The organism is Segatella oris (genome assembly GCF_900637655.1).
In the GTDB taxonomy this organism is placed as follows: domain Bacteria; phylum Bacteroidota; class Bacteroidia; order Bacteroidales; family Bacteroidaceae; genus Prevotella; species Prevotella oris.
In genome coordinates, this window is the sequence record NZ_LR134384.1 from 906206 (window position 1) to 931985 (window position 25780).

General features: G+C 46.5%; 18 protein-coding genes. 9 read left to right on the top strand and 9 right to left on the bottom strand.

Translation table 11 applies throughout. The annotated features are described in order from the left end of the window. Positions 1–3: 3 nt before the first annotated feature. Positions 4–1593 carry a SusD family outer membrane lipoprotein NanU gene (nanU, locus tag EL210_RS03735; protein WP_018920315.1) on the top strand — a complete coding sequence of 530 codons (1590 nt, stop codon included), beginning with the start codon at positions 4–6 and terminating at the stop codon, positions 1591–1593. A gap of 584 nt (positions 1594–2177) precedes the next feature. Then, a complete protein-coding gene (locus tag EL210_RS13430; protein ID WP_145962299.1) occupies positions 2178–2375 on the top strand; it encodes a hypothetical protein in 198 nt (65 codons plus the stop codon). Positions 2376–2931: 556 nt separating this feature from the next. Here the strand turns inward: EL210_RS13430 and EL210_RS03740 are convergent. Further along, on the bottom strand, positions 2932–3279 hold the full coding sequence (locus tag EL210_RS03740) for a hypothetical protein (RefSeq protein ID WP_231291768.1): 348 nt from the start codon (positions 3277–3279) through the stop codon (positions 2932–2934). Positions 3280–3559: 280 nt separating this feature from the next. Between EL210_RS03740 and EL210_RS03745 the strand changes: the two genes are divergently transcribed. The 6 genes from EL210_RS03745 (at position 3560) to EL210_RS03770 (ending at position 8246) form a co-directional block, all read left to right on the top strand. Continuing rightward, on the top strand, positions 3560–4003 hold the full coding sequence (locus EL210_RS03745) for a D-Ala-D-Ala carboxypeptidase family metallohydrolase (RefSeq protein WP_018920314.1): 444 nt from the start codon (positions 3560–3562) through the stop codon (positions 4001–4003). An 81-nt stretch (positions 4004–4084) separates the two neighbouring features. Then, on the top strand, positions 4085–4543 hold the full coding sequence (locus EL210_RS03750) for an HU family DNA-binding protein (protein ID WP_004378346.1): 459 nt from the start codon (positions 4085–4087) through the stop codon (positions 4541–4543). Positions 4544–4780: 237 nt separating this feature from the next. After that, the gene (locus EL210_RS03755; RefSeq protein ID WP_004375499.1) at positions 4781–4933 is read left to right on the top strand and encodes a smalltalk protein; all 153 of its coding nucleotides are present in this window, start codon (positions 4781–4783) and stop codon (positions 4931–4933) included. Between the two features lie 286 nt (positions 4934–5219). Continuing rightward, positions 5220–6551 (top strand): DNA cytosine methyltransferase, encoded by a 1332-nt coding sequence (locus EL210_RS03760; RefSeq protein ID WP_018920313.1) that lies wholly within the window; start codon positions 5220–5222, stop codon positions 6549–6551. 9 nt (positions 6552–6560) lie between these two features. Continuing rightward, positions 6561–7643: an HpaII family restriction endonuclease gene (locus EL210_RS03765; RefSeq protein WP_018920312.1), complete on the top strand. Its 1083-nt coding sequence runs from the start codon at positions 6561–6563 to the stop codon at positions 7641–7643. Between the two features lie 81 nt (positions 7644–7724). Beyond that, positions 7725–8246 (top strand): very short patch repair endonuclease, encoded by a 522-nt coding sequence (locus tag EL210_RS03770; protein WP_018920311.1) that lies wholly within the window; start codon positions 7725–7727, stop codon positions 8244–8246. A gap of 77 nt (positions 8247–8323) precedes the next feature. Here EL210_RS03770 and EL210_RS03775 read toward each other — a convergent pair whose 3' ends face one another. From EL210_RS03775 to leuS, 6 genes are read right to left on the bottom strand one after another with little or no spacing between them, the layout of a single operon-like run. Beyond that, positions 8324–9769, bottom strand: a complete 1446-nt coding sequence (locus tag EL210_RS03775) for an oligosaccharide flippase family protein (RefSeq protein WP_018920310.1) — start codon at positions 9767–9769, stop codon at positions 8324–8326. Next, entirely contained in the window at positions 9766–11169 is a 1404-nt protein-coding gene (locus EL210_RS03780) for a hypothetical protein (protein ID WP_018920309.1), read from the bottom strand. Before EL210_RS03780 ends, EL210_RS03775 begins: the two co-directional genes overlap by 4 nt. 32 nt (positions 11170–11201) lie before the next feature. After that, positions 11202–13310: a type IX secretion system anionic LPS delivery protein PorZ gene (gene porZ / locus EL210_RS03785; RefSeq protein WP_126370202.1), complete on the bottom strand. Its 2109-nt coding sequence runs from the start codon at positions 13308–13310 to the stop codon at positions 11202–11204. A 41-nt stretch (positions 13311–13351) separates the two neighbouring features. Beyond that, complete coding sequence (locus tag EL210_RS03790; RefSeq protein WP_018920307.1) at positions 13352–13972, bottom strand: non-canonical purine NTP diphosphatase; 621 nt, start codon at positions 13970–13972, stop codon at positions 13352–13354. Further along, positions 13969–14925 carry a YitT family protein gene (locus EL210_RS03795; protein ID WP_018920306.1) on the bottom strand — a complete coding sequence of 319 codons (957 nt, stop codon included), beginning with the start codon at positions 14923–14925 and terminating at the stop codon, positions 13969–13971. Before EL210_RS03795 ends, EL210_RS03790 begins: the two co-directional genes overlap by 4 nt. Continuing rightward, positions 14926–17832, bottom strand: a complete 2907-nt coding sequence (gene leuS, locus EL210_RS03800; RefSeq protein WP_018920305.1) for a leucine--tRNA ligase — start codon at positions 17830–17832, stop codon at positions 14926–14928. An 860-nt stretch (positions 17833–18692) separates the two neighbouring features. On the opposite strand from leuS, the gene EL210_RS03810 reads away from it, so the two are divergent. Next, on the top strand, positions 18693–22706 hold the full coding sequence (locus EL210_RS03810; RefSeq protein WP_018920304.1) for a two-component regulator propeller domain-containing protein: 4014 nt from the start codon (positions 18693–18695) through the stop codon (positions 22704–22706). Positions 22707–22755: 49 nt separating this feature from the next. On the opposite strand, the gene EL210_RS03815 is transcribed toward EL210_RS03810, so the two are convergent. Both EL210_RS03815 and EL210_RS03820 read right to left on the bottom strand, forming a co-directional pair. Continuing rightward, complete coding sequence (locus tag EL210_RS03815; RefSeq protein WP_026285940.1) at positions 22756–23937, bottom strand: anaerobic sulfatase-maturation protein; 1182 nt, start codon at positions 23935–23937, stop codon at positions 22756–22758. Between the two features lie 94 nt (positions 23938–24031). Next, a complete protein-coding gene (locus tag EL210_RS03820) occupies positions 24032–25597 on the bottom strand; it encodes a sulfatase (RefSeq protein ID WP_026285939.1) in 1566 nt (521 codons plus the stop codon). Positions 25598–25780: the final 183 nt, after the last annotated feature.

Below are 25780 nucleotides of genomic sequence, written 5' to 3' on the forward strand. Positions count from 1 at the left end.
ACAATGAAAAAGATATTTTCTTATATAGCAGCCACCGTGATCAGTCTTTCACTCGCGGGCTGCATGGATCTGGAACCCACAAGCAGTATCACCGACTCCAATTACTGGAAGAATGCCGACCAGGTGCAGACTTTCAATCAAGGTCTCTACTCATGGGTGAGAAGTTATGCCAACAGATATATCATCTGGGGCGAGCTGCGCAGCAACATCTACACCGGAACAGCCTTCAGCGGTGAGGCTCCGCAGGGCTATGAACGCCTTTGGAACAACACTCTTGAAAAGAGCAGTGCCGTAATTGGAAACTACGGAGGACTCTATACGGGCATCAATCAGATCAATCTGATGATTGACAAAGTGAACGAAGCAGGCTATCTGACCGAAGCACAGAAGAACAAATATCTTGCAAGCAGTCACGGTTTGCGCGCTTTCTTCTATTTCCAGTTGCTCCGAACCTACGGAGATGTGATTGTCTATCTGCAGCACACGGAGGGCAAAACGGTCGATTTGAGTAAGGTTGCACGCAAGCAAGACCCTGCGGCTGACGTGATGAAGCAGATCAAAGCCGACATCCAGGCTTCTGAAACTGCCTATAACAACGACTATTCCTTCAAGGACGGACGCATGTATTGGTCGCTCGCAGCCACCAAGATGCTCAAGGGTGAAGTGTATTTGTGGAGCGGAAAGCAGATGGGAGGAGGCACTGCTGACTATCAGACGGCTTTAACTGCCTATCAGGAAGTGCAGTCTCACGCGGATGTTGCCTTGCTCGACAACTTCAGTGATGTGTTTGCATATAATAAGAAAGGTAACAAGGAAATCATCTTTGCCCTGCACAACCGCGAAAATGAGACCACATTGTGGAACGGTCTCTACACCTCTTTGGTGATGAACAAGCAGAATGTGAGTGCCTACCGACTGCACGATGCCCATGGGAATGCCATTCAATTCAGCCAGTCTGAATATCTCAACCTGAGCCTCGGCACCGGTGTCATGCGCTTCCCGCTTGACAAACAGCTGTGGACAAAACTCTATCTTAACGGAAACGACAAGCGCAGAGCAGGCTCATTGGCCGATGTTTATGCCACTGACGGCACGACCTATGTGGGCAACATCTGCAATAAGTTCCATGGAACACTGCTTCCCGGTGGCTCATCAACATCGTGGTATGACGACCAGCCCATTTACCGCTATGCCGAATGTCTGTTGGGAATAGCCGAAGCCAAAGTGCTGTTGGGACAAAATCCGGCAACAGAAATCAACCAAATCCGCAGCCGTGCATATGGTGCAGCCTATTTCAATGCTCATCCCGAGGTGCAATATCCCAATGAAATCAGCACGAGTGGCACTCCCGCTCTGACCACCTTCTTTGCCAATAACACCTTTGTGGGCGGTGATGAGAATGCAGAAGAGGCCGTTCTGAAAGAGCGTATGCGTGAATTCCTGTTCGAAGGAAAGCGCTGGCACGACATCCGTCTGTTCAATAAAGCCGTGAAGTATTCCACAGCCAACAATACCCGACTGCTCTGGCCTATTGATGAAACGACGCTTTCAACCAACACCTTGTTGGAGCAGACACCCGGATATGGTGATTGATTGATACGATGCAGATAAAACATAGTACCCGACTCATCCGTCCTGGTGGGTCGGGTTCTTTGTTTTCGGACAACAGGTCATCAGCTGACAAGGCCCAAATCACACGCTGACTTGATGCAGATTGCCTTGCATTTTGCGTCAAATCATGCGGTCATCTGACGCAGATTGGCACATGAAATCAGTCAAGTTGCAGGGAACAGTCATGTTGGTTTGTAAACAATGGCTGCCTACCTATGGAACAGAATGCCTGTTAACAATGAAAAATATAAACAAAAAGAGGTGCGTTAATGGCTGAAAATCCACTCCGTTTAGTTTCAACTTTCGAGTGAAAATTCCTTAAACAACGAAGAAATAAATGTTAATTAAGGAACTTTTACATTTTAACTTATTGGAAATCAATATATTAAATTCTCTAAAGAACAAGAACTAAGAACAAGATAAAGAAAAAGACGAAGAAAAAGAAAAAGAACGAAGTGGAAATAGAGTTCGCCGTCGTCGGATTTTTATTTACAAAGGGGTAAGGGGATTGGGAGACCTCCCCCAGCCCCTCCCAAGGAGGGGAGTGCGAGCTTGCACGAGCTAATATGAATTATAAAATAGCCTCCCCCGCCCCATTGCTTTCCTCGTTTCGCTCACTCAACGAACAGCGACCTACGGTTCCCAAGGAGGGGAGCACGAGCTTGGAGCCTCTTCTTAGGAAACAGAATGAATTCGTTTATAAGCTGATAGCCTTTGTATCTTCTATAATATTCTTGGATATTCTCGGATGTCGCCCGCGATGAGGAGGCCTAAACCACAAGGAGAAGTCCTCCCACCCGCTTCGCGGTATATCTTAGAATATTTGAGAATATCGGATAAAATGAATTTACTTGTATGCTAACAGCCTTTATATCTTCTAAGATTTTCTACGATATTCTCAGATGTCGCTTGCGACAAGGAGGCCTGAAATGCAAGGGGAAACGTTGCATCCCAATCTCTGCATTCTTCATTTCCTAAGCACAACGGGCAGCAACCAGCAGGAGGAGAAGTAGAAAAAGAAAAGAGAAAACCAATTGGTTACTTTCCCCCTGGATGCAAGGAAACCAACAGGCATAAAAAACCTCCTCGCGAATGCGTGGAGGCCAGTCTAACCTGAACGTCTTTTTACTTGCTAAATCAAATGCTAATAACTACAGAGATAGACTTAGTACCGGATATCACATCCGGCTGATTTCTCCTTTCATTAACAGTTCTTTTACGTTGCAAAGATACAAAATAAAAAAGAAGTGCTGTTATACATTTTGCGGGTAAACTTGATGATATTGCGGTTATTAAGGGCTTTTTACCCGACGAAAGCAGTTATTTCTTGACAATATGGTTAAATAGTGGGCGTGGAGAATGGTGCAAGGCAGCCTCATAACGCCGCATGAGTGGTGGGCGATGCAGGTTTTTGCGCTGTCGGGCTTTGGTGAGATACGACCTCGGATTGTGGGGTTCATGACGGTTGAGCCGCAGGCAGATGTCATGGGTGAGTCGGCCGAAAGTATAGCGACGTCCGTTCTCATCAAAGAGTTCACAACTCATGACCACGGCATTGATCACCTCGAGCAGGTCGGTGGTAGTGCCTTTCCATGCGTAGCCTGCATGGGGAGAGAGGGCAAGAATAGCGATGATTTCACTCCTCATGGTTTCTAAAATTCTTTCCATTTCATTCTTTTTTAGTTCGTTTTCCATTCTTATTTCATGGCTTTCATCGTTCATGATGACTACGGTTGCCAAGTGTCTTCAATGTGCAAAGATAGCAGTTAATATGGAAGTATTTCTTCACTTCCTTGGTTTTGCACGTTAATGGAAATTAAATCCTCACTTTTTTCAGCATGTATCAGTTTTTTGTATCAAATAAAACTTGACAAAGGGGGTGTTGATTTTGTATCTTTGCAACGTGTTCAGGATAACAATTTTCTTAGACCTTAATACTCAGGAAAAGATGAAAGAAACAACTATGGAAATGTATTCGCCTCATTTCTCAAAACAGGAAATGCAACGGTCGGGCATGGCGATCAGACTCGGTATAGAGAATAAGCCCGGCCGTGAAGAAGAGGAAAATCTCAAAGCGCTATGCCTCAATGTGCTAGAGCCACTCCGCAAGCGTTTCGGCCGCATCATCATCACGAGCGGATATCGCTCAGAAGCCCTTAACAAAGCAGTTTTCGGAGAACCCAGCTCACAACATCTCAAGGGTGAGGCTGCCGACATTCACATCCCCAACGAAGAAGTGGGACGGCGCTATTTTCGCTTCATCAAATATGTACTCGACTATGATCAACTGCTCTTTGAGCGCCGCTTGTCAAACGGTTGCATGTGGCTTCACGTGAGTTATTGCAGAGATCGGAAGCACAACCGACACGAGGCAGTTGAAATGAACTTCTGAAAGCAAACGTTTCGCAATATTCCAATTGGAAAAACTATCGTAAAATTATTAACAATTTAACTAAAAGAAAGGGTAACAGTTATGGCAGTAATCTACAAGATTTACAAGAACAACAACAAGAAAAATGCCGGTTTCGGAAAGTTTTATGCACGTGCCATGCACAACGGTACGACAAACCTTGATGATATCGCAGCTATCATTGAGCGCAACTGCTCTATGAAGAAAAGCGACGTGAAGGCTGTGCTGACGGAGTTGGTAGAGGTGATGACCGCACAGATTCAGGACTCGAAGCGCGTGAAACTTGACGGTTTGGGAACGTTTAAGATTGGCATCAGCACGAAAGGTGCAGAGTCGGCAGCAGCCTTCAACCCAGCCAAGCACATCAAGAACATGCGGGTAATCTTCATGCCCGAGGTTCATGTGGAGCGCGACTCACGCAAGCACATCAAGGCATTGCTCAGTGGTGTCAACGTAACGGAAATGAAACAGTACACGATTGAGAAGAAAAAGAAGAAGCCGGCTTCACAGCCCGGTGTCTGAAAGCAGGTCGGCTTTCTCTCTGTCTGAAGCCTGTCGCGCTTAATGGTTTCTGTCCTTCATTATTCCTGATAGGGCAGAAACCTACAGATAGAGCATGTGGAAGAATTGAAGTTTCTGCGGAGGGAGAGTTCATGGAAATGCTGTATTCCAAGTCATGCGCCATACATTCAATGAACTCCCCATTCAACATGCAGCATTCCAAATTATTGTATCATCATTAAAACAACAGAATAAAACATGGATAAAATCAGAATTAATCAATGGAAATTAGTCATTAAGATCATCATCGCTGTAGCTACGGCCATATTGGGCGCAATCGCTTCTCCCGATACCGACAGCATTTCCCGACAGTTCAGAAAAGGAAACAGCGCGAAGTTGTTGGAGAATTAAAGGATTATATATCTGAAAATAGAACCAGAACCAGCCTTGTGTTTTACATCATTTTACCCGTTTGGTAAATGAATAAAACGGAGGCTGGCTTTTCCTATTGACTGAATATTGTGACTGTGAGTGCTTCTACAACCACTCTGTGGCATAGAATATAAGGAAATGAAACTTGGTGTTTTGTACGGAGAAAATGCTATAAAAGTTTTAACGGAGGAATTTATAATCGTGAAGTATGGCTTTGTTTAAGAGATTATATTTATCTTTGTAGAAATTAAAGTAAACTGTCATAATGACAAAGAAGAAAGGAAACAGGGAAATGAACTTGAAGAATTTCCCAGAAGAGATTACGAAGGAAGGCATCAAGATATACGGAGAAACGTCGTATGAAAATCAGATGGCGCTGCTCAGTCATTTTCTGCACAATCATCATAATGATGTAGATGCGAAGCAGAAAAATGAAATAATCATGGCTGTACGTGAGTTTCTTTCACATAAAAAATCACATCAGAAACTCAAGGAAGAAGAATTTAGTGATGAAGAAATATGGAGAGTAGCAGAAACTCCTCTTCAATATGGTTTCTTCAATGATTTTTTTAATGTCCCGTTTCCTGCTCCGGAACGTCCCCGCTTTACTTTTATTGATTTGTTTGCCGGTATTGGCGGATTTCGTATTGCATTTCAAAATCTTGGTGGTAAATGCGTTTATTCTTCAGAATTTGATGCAAAAGCACAGGAATCTTATTTAGCAAATTATGGAGAGATGCCTTTTGGGGATATCACCAAAGAGTCGACAAAAAGTTATATTCCAAAGCATTTTGACATATTATGTGGAGGTTTCCCCTGTCAGGCTTTCTCTCTTGCAGGGCGTCGGCTTGGTTTCAAGGATGAAACACGAGGAACACTGTTTTTCGAGATAGAAGCTATTCTTCGCAAACATCAGCCCCGTGCCTTTTTCCTTGAAAATGTGAAAGGTCTTGCCATTCATGACCGAGGACATACTCTAAAAACGATCCTTAAACATCTTGATGATTCCGGATATGATGTAGTTCCACCAAAGATACTCAATGCTATGGACTTCGGTGTACCTCAACATCGTGAGCGAATTTATATTATTGGTTTCAGAAAGGATTTACATGTAAATATAGCAGACTTCCACTATCCAACCCCAAAAACAACAGGGGATACGCGTCCGCACTTCAGTGATGTGATGGAAAAAGAAGTTCCTTCTGTGAAATATTATCTCTCAACAACCTATATAGAAACATTGAAGCGACACCGTGCACGTCATGAAGCAGCCGGTCATGGTTTTGGTTATGAAATAATTGATATCAATGGCGTGGCAAATGCTATTGTTGTTGGTGGTATGGGGAGAGAACGCAATCTTGTAATAGATAAAAGATTGAAGAACTTTACACCAATTACAAACATTAAAGGTGAAGTAAATCGTGATGGAATAAGGCGTATGACCCCTCGTGAATGGGCACGTCTTCAGGGATTTCCTGACGAATTCAAAATCGTTGTGGCTGATGCTTCAGCTTACAAGCAATTTGGGAATTCAGTAGCTATTCCTGCTATTCAGGCTACTGCAGAGAAAGAATTGGAAATATTAGGACTTATTTAACTACATCGTATGACAAAGGCAGCAAACAAAGGGGAATGGAGTGAAATTTATGTTCTGTTCAAATTATTGGGTGAGAAGCGTGTTTATGCCGGAGATGGTGAACTGAATAAAATTGGAGATCTATTTTACCCTATATTGAAAGTCCTACGTGATGAACAAAAAAATCACTATGAGTATACTTTAAGAGATAATGTTGTGGTAGTAACTGAGGACGGGGTAGAGTTATTGAGAAGGAGCGTGTCGGATTTTCTTGTAAAGGCAAATCAGCTACTTGATATCATTCGTCAGTCAAAGGGAACATTCGTTGCTCCTGAAATAGAACAGTTTATGTCAGAGATTCGCTGTAGCAATATAAAGGCAAAATCTCAGGAGAAAATAGACATCAAGATCGTAATTCATGACTTACGTACTGGCATGTCGCCTTTACTTGGATTTAGTATCAAGTCAAAACTTGGTGGCAATTCAACTCTTTTCAATGCTGGGAAGACCACCAATTTCACTTTTAATGTAACGGGATGTGATTTTTCTGAAGCCGAAATTTCAGCTGTCAATGCCATTGACACACGAACGAAAGTGATTGACCGTATCCTGAAAATTCAGGAAATGGGAGGTGTTTTAAGTTTCAAAACCATGGACGACACTATCTGTCGGGATAACTTCATACTGATTGACAGCTGCCTTCCCTCTATTATGGCTGCAATTCTCTTGGAAGGGAATCAAGGAGACAGTAAAGATTTGAAGGCTCTGACAGAAAAGATAGCCTTAAAGAATCCGATGGGTTACGATATGACACACAGTCATAAGTATTACGAGTTCAAGGTTAAGAACTTTTTAGTGGCATCGGCACTCGGTATGGTACCACACACAACGTGGAACGGAAAGTATGAGGCTAATGGCGGTTATCTTGTGGTTAAAGATGATGGTGATGTTCTCTGCTATCATTTTTATGACCGAAATCTCTTTGAAGATTATCTTTATTGCAACACACGCCTCGAGACCCCTTCATCTACCAGATATGATTTTGCTAATCTTTATCGTGGACGGGACGGGCAGTTGTATTTCAAATTGAATCTGCAAGTGCGGTTTAAATAATGATGTTTCCTCATTGTTGATTTTACTGTTACCAAAACAGGAAAGAGGTTCTGTCTGTCAATAATATATTGTTATGCATTCATGAGTGATACACATACTCCACAGCAGCGACATGCAAATATGGCAGCTATCCATGGTAAGGATACTAAGCCGGAACTCGTTGTGCGTAAATGGTTATGGAACCATGGCTATCGTTATCGCCTGAACCACCCACGTCTTCCTGGAAAGCCTGATATTGTATTGAGGAAATACAGAACCTGTATTTTTGTAAATGGCTGTTTTTGGCATGGACATGAAGGGTGTAAGTACTATACTGTACCAAAAACCAATATGGAGTTCTGGATAAATAAGATCAGAAGAAATAGAAAACGTGACCATGAAGTTTGCCAAAGACTCTCATCAATGGGGTGGCATTATATCACTATCTGGGAATGCGAGTTAAAACCATATGACAGAGAAAGGACTTTAGAATCTTTAGCTTTCACACTCAATAAGATCTTCCTGCAGGATCATAGCATAAGACATTATGAAATACCAGCAGAAAAATCAACAATGGCTGCAGAAGAAGTTACAGATAAATATGGAAAAGAAGATAAAGAATAGAATAATTTTTCGGGCAATATAGGGGGCAGAAATAAACTATAGAATAGTAGGTCTTTATGAATAGTTTCTCTTTATTTTCACTTGAAATGAAAGAACTTGAGAGAGACTTTATGTGGTATACTCACTGCCAACAACAATGCACCTGCAACCCAATAGAGCCAGCCTTCAAGAGTGAGTACGGCTGCAAGCGTAATCAAACCGAGGGAGAATTGGAAGACGAAGCGCAGAAAGGCATGGCGGGAAAGACGATAGCCATATATATAATAGGTATAGACGAGGACGAAAAGGAACTCGAGGAAAGAGGCCACGGTGAGCGCATAGCCTGTTGCGGTAAGGCCACCGAAGTGGAAACCAGCAATGACAGCTACCACAAGGAGCAGAGCTGCCACTGCTTCCTGCAACAGATAATGGCGTGAGTCGCCTCGCGATAAGGCAATATATTCCATGGGAAGCGTCATGGCTCGCAGATACATGGCGAGGATGCTGCCACGCATCATGTCGATGACAGGCAGGAAATCATGGCTGAAAAGCAGGGGAAGAAGAATAGGAAGCCCCACGGTCATGGCCACAAGGAGCGAAGAGATGACCATTGTACTTGCCTCTATCTGTCGGTTGACAATCTTGTTGAATTCACCTCCCAAGTTTTTTACGCCCGAAAGTCGGGGGAAGAAATCGGTTTCCATAGCATGAAACACCATGCCACCATAGGTCATTGTGACCATGAAACCTGCATTGTAAAGGCCCACGATCTGGATATCTCCGGCATGAGAAAGGTAGCTTCGAATGATAAAGTCGGCTGCACTGGCCAGGATTCCCGAAGCAACAAAGGCCACTCCGAGACGCACCATGCCGTAGCCCTCAGACAATCTGCTTTGCTTGAAACTGAATTTCAAAGGATAACGACGCAGGGAAAAGAAGATGACGAGTACCCACTGAATGGCTGCTGCAAGGACGATAGCAGGCACAATGGCTGCCTCTCGCCACACATAGAATAACGGTATGGAGGTAAGCAAAGCACCGAGTACGCCATAGACCGACTGCAGTGCAAGCTGGCGTAGTTGTCGGGTAGCTTTCAGAATGGCGGTTTCACCGGCAGCAAGTGCAAGGAAAGCTATCGTAGGAGAAAGGGCTATGAAATGCAGGGTGTGGTTTCCCCAGGAGAAAGTGAAGCGATTGAGCAACGGACTTAGAAGGATGCAAAGCAACATTCCGGCAATCGCCGTGAGTGCCACCCACATGCGGATAATCTGAATGCGATGTTTCAAACGCTCTTCATCTCCCCGCTCATAGGCTGCCGAAAGCTCGCGCACGGCACTCATGGAGAGGCCGAGATTAGTCGAATCAGACACGAGTTTCACCGTAGCATTAAACAAAGAGATGAGTCCCATGCCTGCTGTGCCGAGCAATACAGCCACCACCTTGTTGCGAACAATGCTCATCAAGATGTTCAGTCCCTGCACTCCACCGAAGATACCCATGTATTTGAGAATGTGGCGATAGCTGTTGTTGTCGGTCGGCTTCATGGTTTTTGCTTGTCTTGGGCGTTCCTTTTGGCAACGGGCATTACCGTTTCATGCTCGATGAGCAGCACTTTTTGAAAGCCTGCACGATAGGCACTATCGGCGATTTCGGGCACACGTGACCGTTGTTTCTCGGGAATGGAGACATCTTCCCATGTTTGGGGCCAGCGATAGGCGGTTCTCAGTTGCACGCTATTTCCCCATGCAAAGGCATCGGTGGGGCGCACGCAGAAAGTAGAATACTTGCGATAGCCGTCAACAATATTAATACTGAAAATGCTATCCACAGGTTCTCCCAACGCATGAAGCGCCTGTTTGGAAATTCGTTCCTGGCGTAGTCCCGAGAGATAGGTCTCATGCCAGTGGTGCAAGGCGATGAGACTCATTGTGAAAAGGCTGACCGTCATCAGGGAAAGCAGGAGCGGTTTGCGCGGTAGGCGGGTGATGATGAGAGCCCACAACAGAACCATCAAGGGCATGAGGCCATAAGCATGCATCGCCGTAAAAACGGTTGCAAGATGGGGAGCGGCTGCAACGAGCACACAAAGCAACAGGAGCAGCCCCGTTTTTCCAAACATAGTCTGTCGACCTTTGACCGAGATATAGCCGAAAAAAGACAGCGTGAGAACTGCTGAACATATGGCCCAAAGGTAGTTTCTGTCGTGAACGAGGGCCACATAGTCCAAAGGCAGGAAAGTTAATCCGATGAAAGCGAAGAGGTCTTTGAGTTTTGCAACAATCGTTGTCTCTATATATTCATGATTGAAAGGGCTGTGGTTGACCGGGAAACTCAACCGAACGGCGGCATAGAGCAAGACACAAAGCACGCCGACGGCTACAAAACGGAATGCGGTCTGCTTTGAATGGTGGAGGAATATGCCCGCTAACAGAGGTGTAATGACAAACCACGTGATGCCGTTTTCCTTGAAAAGGGTTGCCACGTAGGTGCAGGCAATCCAGCCAATAAGCCGCCACCGACCTTTCTGTGTGATGTAACAGAGCAATCCCACGAGGTCGAACAGGAGGGAATAAGTCTGGTTAATGGAGTCGATGTCTAATACCGTTCCCAGTACTCCAGGCGCCATGTAGAAGTAAAGAATACCGAAATTAAGGGCTAAGGTATTAACTTTCAGCCACTTCAAAAGACGATATAATAGGAAAGTGTTGACAACATGGCCCGTGAAGATGCAGAGATGATTGGCAAAGGGGAACAGATTGATGTGGTGTTCAATGAAATATCCAAAGAGGGCATCAAAGGGGCGCCAATAAGAACCAAAGGGGATGAGTCGCTCAGAAAGGCTCTTGGGGTAGGGAGCTGTGAAGTAAGTGAAGTCGTCAAAGGTTGGCATGAGGAGCGTAACCCCATAGAACACGAGGGGAAGTGTCAGTATGATGCCCCACATAGCCCATTGATGTGACAATTTGTTGCACAGGGTTATCGGATGATTGCGATTTTGCATACAACTCCTTTCTGTCCATTTTGTGTGGCCGCTTCTACCATATAAATACCCGAAGCCACGCGTTGTCCGTTTTTGTTGCAGCCGTCCCAGGTGAAGAGTCCGCCATTGCTGCGTCCTTCTTTCACGAGTGTGCCGTTGGCTGTCGTAATCTTTACGTCGGCATTGTAGGATAGCCCGGTGATGTTTATAGGCCCCGTATAATCAGGTTTGACAGGATTGGGATAGGCATAGACACTTTCCTGCGTCATGGTTTCGCTGGCTTCAGTGGCATTGCTCTTGTAGGAGCAAAGGCCTTTATCCGTTCCAAAGAACACTTCGCCCGTGGTACCATTGATTGCAATGCTCTCTATGGTATTGGAAATGAGCGGACTGTTCTCTGCCGTGAAATGCTGCTGTTCTTCAATGTTGTTGCTGCTGACGAGATAAACGCCATTGCCATTGGTGGCAAACCATTTGCGGTTGGCACCGTCAATGGCTATGGCGGTGATGTCTACGCCATTCAACAGATAGTCGGCATAGTTGGTTCCATCGTTGCGGGGCACTTTTATCTGTTGGAAAACAGGATTGTCACTATCCATCTGCGAAGGCTCGAGCATCAGTGGTCCCACATTCGTTCCTATCCAGATGTTGCTTTCCTTGTCTTCAACGGCGCAGCGCACGTTCCATAATTCCTTGAGTTTTGTTCCGTCTTGATTGGTGAAAGAGGTGAAAGTATGCAACGTCTTGTTTTGCGGCTGATAGGAATAAAGCGAGGGAAGCGTCCAGTTGTTGTTGACAAACCATAGGCGACCACGACTGTCGAACATAAGATTTTGGACATTGGCAAGACTCCTTCCGTTGAAACTCATCAGCACAGGCGTTGAGTGAGAGGTCCATTTTTGATCGGAATATTGCAACAGTGAAGATATTTTCGACTGACTGTTGAACACCCAAAGATTGTCATTACTGTCGAATTTCACACCAGTCACCAACTCATACTCCATGCTTTCGTCGTTGGTAGCAAAGTTTATCGGAGCGTTCTTGTGATTGTAAAAGGCCTTGAAATGACCATTTTGAAATTCATAAAGTCCGTTGCGTGCACCTGCGAAAAGGTGGTTTTCGTCTTTGGGGTCAATGTCGATACAGTATATGTCTTGATAGCTCAGGCCCGTGGTTGGCTTGATTTTCGCCTCGTCTTGATAGATATCCCATGTGTTGCCGTCCCACACTTGTATCGTTCCTTCTCTGTAAGGTGCGTTATATCCCCCGCAGGTATAGAGCTTTCCCTGGTGGAATTTCATATAGCCGAAGTAGTTGTATTGCGGTCCACCAGGATTGGCATTGGCTACTTTTGCCCACAATACAGACAGGTCTTCAGGCGTTTTTTCCACGTAAACTCCCACACGTTTCCAGTTGTTTTTATCGGCAAGATTTGTGGTGAGCAGGGCTGAATAAAGTCCTGCGCTTTTGCTTGCAGCAAAGAGTTTGTTGTCGCGGATATAGCAGTAGTTCACTGAAAAGCCGAGTTTGTAGGTGTCGCTGATTTCTGCATTGCCCACATTCAGCTTCACAATGCCAAACCCTGTGGCCAAATAAGCATAGCGTCTCGAGACATAAATGCCGTGAATGGTCTTGTCAACAATCATTGATGTATTGTAATAGGCGCTTACATTCGTCACCTCTCCTGCATCATTCATCAGGTCAATGTTCTGGTTGGCATAAACAATCACTAATCTTCGTGCAGCCTTGTTATAGGCTATATGCGTGATGTTGCCGTCAGAAAGTCCGTTCACCTTGTCGAAAGTGCGCACACTCTGGTCGTTGGGGTTATAGGAATAGAGTCCGTTACTGGCCAGCACATAAATCAAAGAACCATTGGCCTGTACTATCTGTTGCGGTGAAGCGTAAGACAGATAGGAGCGCCAGGCGAAGGAAGAAAGGAGGAGAAACAGAGCAAGAAGCAGAATTCCACTTCCTATCCCTTTGCTTTTTCCGTTGCACGGGCTCAACGAACGGCCCCCTTTAGTTCTCCAATCAGAGGGAAACTGCTGGTTGCAGGAATAATGAAAAATCTTTGTGATATGATGTTTTTCGGCTCTTGTCATGTCTTTTCTATAATGTCTGATAACTTTCGTCTCCTTTGCTTTCACCCTCTTTTCTTTGGAGAGGAATTGGTGATGAGACTTTTCGCCAACTTCTCCACAGCCCTTGCTCTATGGCTGATCTTGTTTTTGATTTCCTCACCAAGTTCGGCAAAGCTCTTGTCGTAGCCTTCGGGGATGAAGACCGGATCGTAGCCAAAGCCCGCTGTGCCACGCTTTTCGGTGGCTATCTTCCCTTCAACAATACCTTCAAAAAGCGTCTCATGATAGCTGCCGGGATTGTCGGCATCGTGTTGAATGAGTGAGATTACCGTGCGAAAGCGGGCATTTCGGCGGGTAATATCAGTCATCTTACGCAGTAACTTGACTGTGTTTGCCTCACTGTTATGGTCATATTGCTCGGCATATCGAGCACTGTAGACTCCTGGTTCACCATTCAGGGCTTCTACTTCTAAGCCGGTATCATCGGCAAAGCAGTCAAGCCCATAGTGCTCATACACGTATAAAGCTTTCAGATGGGCATTCTCTTCAAGCGTCTGACCTGTTTCGGGAATGTCTGCATCACAGCCGATATCCTTCAAAGAAACGATTTCAAAGGTGCTGCCGAGTATCTCGCGGATTTCGGTCAGCTTATGCTGGTTGTTGGTTGCAAAGACAATTTTCATGATTGAATGTTCTTTTTCTTGTTGGCTTCGAGTTTCTTTTTCACGCTCACCTTCATTTCATCAAATCCCTCACCATATACACCGACAACGCTACTCTGGCTGACAAAGGCATTGGGGTCGATGAGTTTGATGAGGCGGAAGATGTCGGTGCTTTCGCGTTTCTTGGCAAGAATACAGAGCACCTTGATCTCCTGCCCCGTGTACCAACCGTGCCCATCGAGGATGGTTACGCCATGACCGGTTTCTATGCCGATAGCATTGGCTATTTCCTGATACTTTCGTGAGAAGATCATGAACTGCACACTTTCGCGTCGGGCATTCATGATATAGTCGAGAGAGAAGTTCTCAAGGGTCATCACGCAAAGGCCGAACATCACTTTATGAGCGCGTTCGAGATAGGTTCCAAACTGCGGAAAGAACATACAGCTGCCGATGATGCAGAAGTCAACCGCAATAAGTACGGTGCCGAGCGACACGTTATGATACTTGTTGACAGAGGCAGCGATGATGTCTGTGCCACCGGTTGAACCGTTATGCAGGAACACCGTAGAAAGTGCCACACCTGTAATGACGCACCCGATAATCATAGACATGAAGTCCTGTCCCTCGCCAAGAAGCTTGATAGGCATGCCGTTGGGCTGCTTGGGAATGATGTCCTGAGCGACAATCAGCAGGAAATAGAGCAGGAAGATGGCGTAGATGGTCTTGAAGAGAAACTTAAAGCCCAGCACCTTCAGCGCTACCACGAGCAGCGACAGGTTGATGATGATGTAGGTGTTCTGTACATGGAAGCCCGTGGCATAGTAGATAATGGCCGAGAGACCGGTTACACCACCCGCCACAATCTGATAGGGCATGAGGAACACCGTGAACGAAATGGTATAAAGCATGATGCCGAGCGTGATGAAGAAATAGTCCTTCATCTCATCCCAATATTTGATATTCTCTATCATTTACTTAATGACAATATTAACGATTTTCTTCGGAACGATAATCACTTTCACAATCTGTTTGCCCTCCATGTACTTCAGGCTGCGCTCATCGGCTTTCACTTCACGCTCAATAGTGGCGTTGTCGGCGTCGGCTGCAAACGTCTTCTGATAGCGGGCTTTACCGTTGAAGCTGACTGTGAGCTGCATTTCGCTCTCCACGAGATACTTTTCATCGTAGCTTGGCCATGCTGCATCGCACACGGTTCCCTTGTTGCCAAGGGCATGCCACAGTTCTTCGGCCACGTGTGGAGCAAAGGGTGACAGCAGCACTACCATCTTCTGCAACAGCTCGCGGTTGTGACATTTCTGCTGACCGAGTTCGTTAACGGCAATCATGAAGGCCGAGATAGAGGTGTTGTAGCTGAATTTCTCAATATCTTCGGTTACTTTCTTGATGAGCTTATGCACGCTCTTGAGATTTTCTTTCGAGGGCTCGACATCGTCAACTATCAGTTTTTCCTCACCTCCGCGCTCCCAGAAGAGACTCCAGAACTTCTTGAGGAAGCGGTGACAGCCATCAATACCATTGGTGTCCCAAGGCTTGCTGGCTTCAACCGGGCCGAGGAACATCTCATAGAGGCGCAGCGTATCAGCGCCATAATCCTTGATGATATCGTCGGGATTGACCACGTTGTACATGCTCTTCGACATCTTTTCGATAGCCCATCCACAGATATATTTGCCGTCTTCGAGGATAAACTCGGCATTGTTGTATTCAGGACGCCACTGCTTGAAAGCCTCGGTGTCGAGGATATCGTTCTTGACCAAGTTCACCCACACGTGGATTGGGGTCGTGTCATATTGGTCTTTGAGACCTTTTGACACGAAGACAGGTGCCTTGGGGTGGTCATCTGAGTTCACACGATATACGAAGTTCGAGCGCCCCTGTATCATACCTTGGTTGATAAGTTTCTCATAAGGTTCTTCCTTGCAGCTCACTCCGCAATCGTGGAGAAACTTATTCCAGAAGCGACTGTAAATCAAATGGCCCGTAGCATGCTCGGTTCCACCTACGTAGAGGTCTACATTCTGCCAGTATTCATCGGCCTCCTTGCCCACGAGTGCCTTGTCGTTCTTCGGATCCATGTAGCGAAGATAGTAGGCAGAACTGCCTGCAAAGCCCGGCATGGTGTTGAGTTCGAGGGGGAAGACGGTCTTGTTGTCCACGAGACTCTTGTCTGTAACCTGCTTCTTGGCTTCGTCCCAAGCCCATTTCTTAGCGCGTCCCAATGGAGGTTCTCCCGTTTCGGTGGGCTCGTATTTGTCGATTTCGGGAAGCTCGAGCGGCAGACATTCCTCGGGAATCATATAGGGCATGCCGTTCTTGTAGTAGACAGGGAACGGCTCTCCCCAATAGCGCTGGCGTGAGAAAATGGCATCGCGCAGGCGGTAGTTCACCTTCACACGGCCCAGCTGATGCTTGGTCACAAATTCCTTGGTGGCTGCAATGGCCTCTTTCACGGTCATACCGTTAAGGCTGAAACCATCTAATGTCTCAACGCCTTCACATGGAGAATTCATCACAATTCCCTCCTTGGCATCAAAGCTTTCCTCGCTCACATCGGCACCCTCTATCAGTGGGATGATAGGCAGGTTGAAGTGTTTGGCAAAGGCATAGTCGCGACTGTCGTGTGCAGGAACGGCCATGATAGCCCCCGTGCCGTAGCCGGCGAGCACATATTCTGAAATCCATACTGGGATTTTAGCACCTGTGAAAGGATTGACAGCATAGCTTCCGCTGAACACACCCGTTACCTTACGGTCGCTCATGCGGTCGAGTTCGGTGCGCTTCTTCACGTAAGCTAAATATTCTTCTACCTCCGCTTTCTGTTCCTTTGTCGTCAGTTTCTCCACCAATTCACTTTCAGGTGCCAGCACCATGAACGTCACACCGAATATCGTGTCCGCCCGAGTGGTAAAGATAGTGAAGTGTCCCTCTGCATTATCTCCAGTAGAACACTCCCCTCTCCTTGGAGAGGGGTCAGGGGTGAGGCTATACTTAAACTCCATCTCCGTACCTTCCGAGCGACCTATCCAGTTGCGTTGTGTCTCCTTGATAGAGTCAGTCCAGTTGATATTCTCCAATCCGTCGAGCAGGCGTTGTGCGTAGGCTGAGGTGCGAAGACACCATTGCTGCATCTTCTTCTGAACGACAGGATAGCCTCCACGTTCGCTCACTCCGTTGACCACTTCGTCATTGGCAAGCACGGTTCCCAGGCCCTGACACCAGTTGACAACGGTCTCTCCCAAGTAGGCAATGCGATAGTTCATCAGCACCTTCTGCTGTTCTTCTTCGCTCATGGCTTTCCATTCCTCAGCTGTGAAGTGCAGTTCCTCGGTCTGTGCAACATCAAGTCCTTCTGTACCTGAAGTCTCAAAGTGCTTGATGAGGTCGGCAACAGGACGTGCCTGCTGACATTTATTGCAGAAATAACTGGCGAACATCTTCATGAAAGCCCACTGTGTCCAGTGGTAATATTGTGGGTCACAGGTGCGCACTTCGCGGTTCCAGTCAAACGAAAACCCAATCTTATCCAACTGTTCGCGGTAGTGATTGATGTTTGTTTCGGTTGTGATAGCCGGGTGTTGTCCCGTTTGAATGGCATACTGTTCAGCCGGAAGTCCATAGGCATCATAGCCCATTGGGTTGAGCACATTGTAGCCCTGCAATCGCTTGAAGCGTGCATAGATGTCGCTTGCAATGTAGCCTAAGGGATGACCCACGTGCAGACCTGCTCCCGATGGATAGGGAAACATGTTGAGCACATAGTATTTCTTCTTCGTCTTATCCTCTGTCACCTTGTACGTTTGGTGCTCGGCCCAGGCCTTTTGCCATTTCTTCTCGATTTCACTGAAATTGTAATCCATTTCTATCTTGTTTTATTTCTGTTTTCGTTTCATTTCCTCACGCCAGTCTTCATGCGCGCTATTGATAATGTGTACAAAGGTAGTGTTTTTAATTCAAAATTCATCATGCACCGTGTATAATTCCGTTCTACCGCGCATGTTTTTATACCGTAGCATCTGTTTCCATGTCACAGCAATCGGCAACTCAAATGAATTGTTTTTCCATTTCCCACCAAATGTTTTCATGTATGAATACTGTTTTCCACCTTTTTAGGGTGACTTTGAAGCATGAAACAAAGAATATGAAATGCCATGGTTTTTGATTCCGTCGTGCAATATGCCACAAATCACCGTGTGTTTTGATGCAGATTGCGCGCTAAACTGCCACAGATTGCGCAGTAACTCCATGCAAAATACGCGGTGATTTGACGCAAATCGCAGCACTTTCTCCTGTGATTTTAACTCCTGTTTTGCCTTAAATTTCATAACCTTTTGACTGTCAACGCATTGTAAAACTCTTAAAAACGGAACCTATTTTGAAAAAGAATAACCCGCTTTTCAAATGCGTTCATCTGATAAAGGCAATTGTAAACATTCGCGACAAGAATTAACATACCTTTCGTATGTCAGGAAAACACGATGAAAACAGACCGTTCCCACCATGCTGTCTGCCTGAGAAAGCAGGGCCGAACTCCACGCCATGAACAACAGAAAACAACAGAAACTCCTTTTGAATAAACCTGCAAGCCAAGGAATACCAAACAGATTTTACTTTAATTCGTAATTCTTTTTCTTGCATATTTCATTTTTTTTTCCGAATATTGCAAACACATTACATATATAAATGACAACTCTCTAACCAAAACTAACATCGGGTAGCCATGGTTTCCTTTCAAAAACATACCATAAAATATATTGTCTTGTTCTTTCTGCTGACACTTTCTGTCGGTCAGAACAGGGCACAAAACATTGCATTTGACCATCTCACGCCCGACGAAGGCCTTTCACAAATCTCTGTAAACAGCCTTTATGCCGACCGAGATGGCAACATCTGGATTGCCACACGCATGGGATTGAACTGCTATGACGGTAATCATCTGCGCATTTATACCAATAAAAGCGGTGACACGAAAAGCCTTTTCTGCAACAATGTGATGCATATCACGGGCGATGGCAACCGTAATCTCTACCTGCTTTGCTCGGAAGGAATAGCCCGACTCGACCTGATGACGCGCCAATTCAAAACACTGAAATACGACAACAACATCGGAGCAATCTGCTATCACGGCCGACTTTACTACAGTGACAAGCATAAAATCATGACTGTCGAAGGGCAGTCAGGGCTCAGCAAAGGCTATATCACACTGCCTACAAAGTCAACCGTGACGAGCATCACGGTTGACACGCGCGGTCGGATGTGGATAGGGACGCGCGGAAGTGGCGTCTATTGCTATGCTTCGGGCCGACTCTCACACCCCATTACAACGGGATATATCACCCAGATCTATGAAGACCATGCCAAAACAATATGGATAGGAAGTTGGAACGACGGCTTCTGGACGATTGAGCCACAAGGAAAATGCACCAACACTCGTAAGGGAAAACTGCTCGTTTCGAATTTCGTGCGCACCTTTTGTGAGGACAATTCGGGCGTGATGTGGATAGGAACATACCTCGGTCTGACGCGTTACAACCCACGAACCGGGGCTTCTTCTACCTTCACGGCAAACACACAGGAAAAGAGTCTGACCAATTCGAGCATCTGGAGCATCATCAAAGACAATCAGGGAACACTGTGGGTGGGCACCTATTTCGGTGGAGTGAACTACTTTAATCCTGAATATGAAATCTATACTCAATATCGCTTGCAGGAAAAGAACAGGCCCGGACTGAGCAGCCAGATAGTGGGGCGCATGACCGAAGACGACAAAGGAAACCTCTGGATATGTACGGAAGGGGGCGGACTCAACATCTATAATCCCCACACACAAGTCTTCTCACACCATAACCTGCCCGGAACTGCGATTACACAAAATAATCTCAAGGCCATATTCTTCGACAAAACGCGGCGTACGATGTGGGTGGGAACTCACCTTGGAGGCCTCGACCGCATTGAACTTTCAAGCGGGAAGAGTCGCAGCTACAGGCATGAGGCTGGCAATCCGAAGTCGCTTCCCTCCGATATTGTAAGGGATATCAAACCCCACGGCCGTCAGTTGGTCATCGCAACACAGGAAGGTGTTGTCATGATGGATCCCGAGAAAGAAACCTTTACGCCACTCCTGGCCAAGGAAAAGCTACGCATCGTGCAGGGACTTTGCATCGACCGACACGGCCGTTTGTGGATTGCCACCGAGTCGCGCGGTGTCTATTGCTATGATTTCTCTACTGGGAAATTCCGCCATTACCAGCGAACCCAGGCCAAGGGAAGCCTCAGTTGCAACAACATCAATAACGTCATGACCGACCATCAGGGGCGTATCTGGCTGTCAACTGCCAACGATGGCATTGACCTTTACGACGAACGCCACGACAGTTTCATCAATTACGGTCGGCACGAAGGGCTTACAGGCAGCTGTGTTTATGCCATTGCACCCTCTTCCTTGAGCAATAACGAACTGCTTCTCATCACCAATCAGGGCTTTTCGGTATTCAACATCCAGCACAAAACCTTTCGAAACTACAACAAAGACAATGGTTTTCCGTTGGCCACTATTAATGAAAATGCCCTTTATGTGACACGTTCGGGCACGGTTTATCTTGGTGGTGTGCGCGGCATGGTATCCTTCAGGGAACGCGACCTGCACAAGAAGACGAAGCCATATAACCTCCGTTTCACCGGTCTTTATATCAATGGACAGGAGATTTTGCCGGGAGATCAGACCGAGATTCTTAAGCATACATTGCGCTACACCAATGAGATTGAACTCAGTTATGAACGTTCTGTCATCAGTATTGAATACGCATCATCCAACCATATCCGGGCAAACACGCAGCCTCTTGAGTATCGGCTTGTCGGTTCCTCCAATCAGTGGTTCCCCATCGGGACACGACAAAAGAAGATAGATTTCTTTGATTTGGCCCCGGGAGACTACACCTTAGAACTGCGCTCGGCAGGAACGACATCGCCTGTTGCCCGACTCGGCATCCGCATTCTGCCTCCATGGTATCGCTCCTGGTGGGCTTATATGGGCTATCTTGTACTGCTCGGCCTTATTGCTCATTGGCTCATACGCAGCTATCGCAAGCGTATCAGGTTGGCAGAGTCGTTGAAATACGAGCAACAACACGCAAAAGACATCGAAGAACGCAATCAATCGAAGATTCGTTTCTTTACAAATGTGTCGCATGAAATCAGGACTCCGCTCACAGTTATCATCGGGTTGGCCGAGTCTTTGCTGCATACCCAGCGGTTTACTGCCGACATCTACAACAAACTTCAAGGCATCTACCGCAACAGTAACCTGCTGCGCGATCTGATTTCAGAGTTGCTTGATTTCAAGAAACATGAGCAATCATTGGCCCATCTCTGCGTAGAAGCTGTGGATTGGTCGGCATTTGTGGGCAACATCTGCAACATGTTTAAGGAATACGCCAATAGCAATGACGTCACACTAAACGTGAATGAGGGCACAAATGCAGAGGTTTGGATTGACAAAAGGCAAATGAGAAAGGTGGTCAACAACCTCATTTCGAACGCATTGAAACACACTCCGCAGGGTGGAAACGTCAATGTGACGACCGAATGTGACGGTCGGCAGGTCATACTTCGCGTCACCGACACTGGTAAAGGCATAGCAGAAACCGACCTTGCCCACGTGTTCGACTGCTTCTATCAGGCTCGGGATTTCGAGTCTTTGACCGAAATGGGCACGGGCATTGGCCTTAATCTGACCCAGAACATCGTGCAACAACATCACGGAACCATTAGCGTTGACTCCGTAATCAATGAGGGAACAACCTTTGTCGTGACGCTTCCTTTGGGCAAAGACCACTTCAACGAAGACGAAATCAAAGTGAAGAAAGAAGACAAGAAGACAGAGGAAACCGTTGAAGATAAAGTGATTCAGCCTCAACCTGACATCGTCTTGGAAGCTGATGCCATGCCTCCTGTCCGCGAAATGAAAGGAATTGAAGAGGCAACGATATTGATTGTGGAAGACAATGACGACATCCGACAACTGTTGATGACGGTTCTCAGTCCTTACTATCGCATACTTACGGCCGTAGATGGACAGGAAGGACTCGAAGTTATACGCGATGAAATGCCGGATATCATCATCAGTGACGTACTCATGCCTAATATGTCGGGTATCGAACTCTGTAAGATTATCAAGGAAGATTTCGCCATTTGCCATATTCCCGTGGTGCTTCTTACGGCTCGAACTGCCGTAGAACAGGAACTCGAAGGACTGAAAACAGGAGCTGACGACTATATAACAAAGCCGTTTAATAACGAACTTCTGATTTCAAGATGCAACAATCTCATCAACTCCCGACGCCTGCTTCAACGCAAATTTGGCGAGCATCCGCACACCGAAGCCAACATGTTGGCCTCCAATCCGCTTGATAAAGAGATGCTTGATCGCGCAATGAACATCATCGACAAACATTATATGAACTCGGAATTCAGCGTTGATGTGTTTGCAAGAGAAATGGGAATGTCGCGTACAAGCCTGTTCACGAAGTGGAAAAACCTGACAGGACAGACGCCGAATGAATTCATTATGCGAATTCGATTGCGTAAGGCGGCGAAGATGTTACGTGAGAACCCTCACCTCAGTATAGCCGAAATCAGTTATAAAAACGGTTTTTCAAGTCCACGATATTTCTGCAAATGTTTTAAAGACAGATATCAACAACAGCCTTCGGCCTATCGAAACGGGACGGAATAAGCGATGTTCTTCATGACATGAAGCTTTTCCTTTTAGATTAAAGAGGGCTTCATTCCACCGTAAACGCTTTCTTCATTTCGTCCATTGTGGGTGCAATATGCTCGAAGAAACGGCGATAACCGGCACAAAGATAATTCAAACCGGGATTGCCATAGCGGTCGTTGACAAAGCGATTCTTAGGACATTCGCCATGACATGCAAAGGCCCAACGGCACTCTTTGCATTGACGGGGGAGCTTGTTATACTTGAGTTGGCTGAAACGTCGCTGCTTTTCGCCGTATAACATCTCTATCAATGTGTGCTCATTGATGTTTCCAAGCTTGTACTGAGGAAACACAAAGTGGTCACAAGAGTACACATCTCCGTTGTATTCCATTACTCCTGCGTGTCCACATTCCTTTGCATAGATACACGTTCCGGATGCAACACCGACCCAATTGGCCAGCATACTATCAAAAATCTGAACGAAAACGCGACCTATATCCTGCTTAACCCATTCGTCGAAAATCCCACAAAGAAAGCTTCCCCATTGCTCTGGAGTGACCGAAAAGTCGGTAACGGGCGCATCGGTAGCGTCACCAATCGATGCCAAATGGCGGCCGTCGGCATGTTGCATGTTACGTTCTACGATGGGAGCAAACTGGATATACTGGCACCCTATACTTTTGAAAAAGCGATAAAAAGCCTGCGGATGATCAGCATTATAGCGGTTGACAACGGCCATGGCATTCCATTCCACACCATAATGCTGCAGCAAACGGATGCCTTCCATAACCTTCTGCCACGATGGTCTGCCCTGACTGTCGCGCCGATAACGGTCATGAAAGGCTTCAGGGCCGTCGATAGAGATGCCTACAAGCCAATTGTTCGCCTTCAGAAAACGACACCATTCATCGGTAAGCAGCGTGCCGTTGGTTTGCAACGAATTATGAATGACGCGGCCTCCGGCATACTTTTTCTGCAATTCCACAGCCTTCTGATAGAACGAAAGCGGACGAAGAGTCGGCTCACCACCATGCCACGTGAAGACCACTTCATTCATGGTCTGCGCCTCAATGTAGTCTTTGACGAAGCGTTCGAGCAGTTCTTCGCTCATCTGTCGCTTCGGCTGATGCTTGTAGAGGTTTGATTTCTCAAGATAATAACAGTAGTTACACGCGAGATTACAGGCCGCGCCAACAGGCTTGAGCATCACATACAGCGGACGTGCAAAGGGAGAAATGGTAGTCATAGATTTCGTTCTGAATGCTGACAGATATCTTTCTGTCGTACAATAATACTAAACAAAGACGGCATGCGCAGGCATTTTGCCTGCGCATGAGGCCTTATTTTACTTCGTCGGGCCACGGACATGGAGTGCCGCTTGCCTTTTCTGACGGGCGCTGTGCAGCGACCTTACGAAGATAGTTGCCGAGTTTCTTCGACAGTTTCTTCACGATTGACGGACGTTCGGCAGCGAGATTATGCGCTTCGCCGATGTCATTAGGGATGTCATAAAGCTCCTTTTCGTGGGTCTTGTAGTTATAGATGAGCTTCCAATCGCCCTCACGAATGGCACAGTTCAGGCTGATGCCAGGCCCTACATTGCCCCAGACATTGGGATAATTCCACACGAGCATGCGCCCGCGGGAGGGGTCTCCTGTGCCTTTCAGCAATGGGATGAAGCTCTTTCCGTCAACCTTTTGCGGCACCTTATAATGCTTGATGCCTGCCATTTCAAGTAAGGTGGGGAAGTAATCTTCTATCATCACATATTGCCTGCACACGGAACCCGGCTTCACCGTTCCAGGCCAACTGACAATCATCGGCTCGCGAATTCCACCCTCATACATGGAGCCTTTGCCCGATTTAAGCGGCGAATTCTGCGTGAAAAGCGGCTGATCGCGCCATTGACTTCCCGTGGCATAGCCCCCATTGTCGCTCATGAAGATGACTATCGTGCGTCGGGTTTCATCGTTTTTATCAAGCCAATCAAGGATATCTCCAAGGCTCTTGTCCATTCCTTCCACAAGAGAAGCATAGGCAGCCTCTTTCTCCGAGAGCCCTTTCTTCAGGTATTTGTCGTAGTAACGTGGGTCACGATCAATGGGAATATGCACCGCATAATGAGACATGTAAAGGTAGAACGGTTGGTTATAGCGCTTGGCCTTGTCGAGCGATTTCAGTGCTTCGCGCGTCAAAGCCTCCGTGAGAAAGGTGCCTGTATCCCAGTATTTTTCAAGCCCGGGAATAGCCATTTTGTGCTGTTTTGCAGGGTTGTCAGTGTTTCCATAGTGGCGTTCACTGAGATAAGTAGCAGGCCCTCCGCCCGCATGTCCTGCGATATTGACTTCAAATCCCCAGTGATGTGGGTCTTCGCCAGGCGTATCCCGTGCCCCCCAATGTGCCTTTCCGCAATGTATGGTGTGATAACCTGATGCCTGAAGGAGGTTGACAAACGAGGTCGCCCGATAGGTGTTGCGACATCCTTCAACGCCACTGATGCCGTTATAATTCCATTCGGGAAGCGTCAATCGGTCGTCTTTGAGGTCGGTAGACTTGTTCTTTTCCAATGTCCAGTTGGTCACTCTGTGGCGTGCAGCATTGCTTCCCGTCATCAGACTGCACCGACTTGGCGAGCTGATCGGACATGCATAAGCCTGACTGAACATCATGCCTCGCGCTGCCAATCGCTCCATATTGGGCGTTTCGTAGCGGTTATTATACATCGTGCGTTGGGTCCAGAAAGGCAGCGAAGTGTCTTGCCAGCCCATGTCGTCTACCATGAAAAGAATGATGTTCGGACGATTGTCAACGCGATCTTGTGCCCGGGCAGACGATGCCACTGCCAAGAACATGGCAGACAAGGCAACCGAGAAGTGGCCCATAGGTATAGGCTGAAATGTTTTCATTGTATGTCGGAATTTGGTTTTATTACATTGTTTTTGAGCCTCGTGTGAACGATATTGTCACACGACATCACAAAGATAACATATTATTCAGACAGATATAACCTGAAAACAAACTTTTGAATGATTTTGTAAGGATTATGAATGAAAACGGAGATTGCAGCACTCTGTTTGTCAATCAAATTC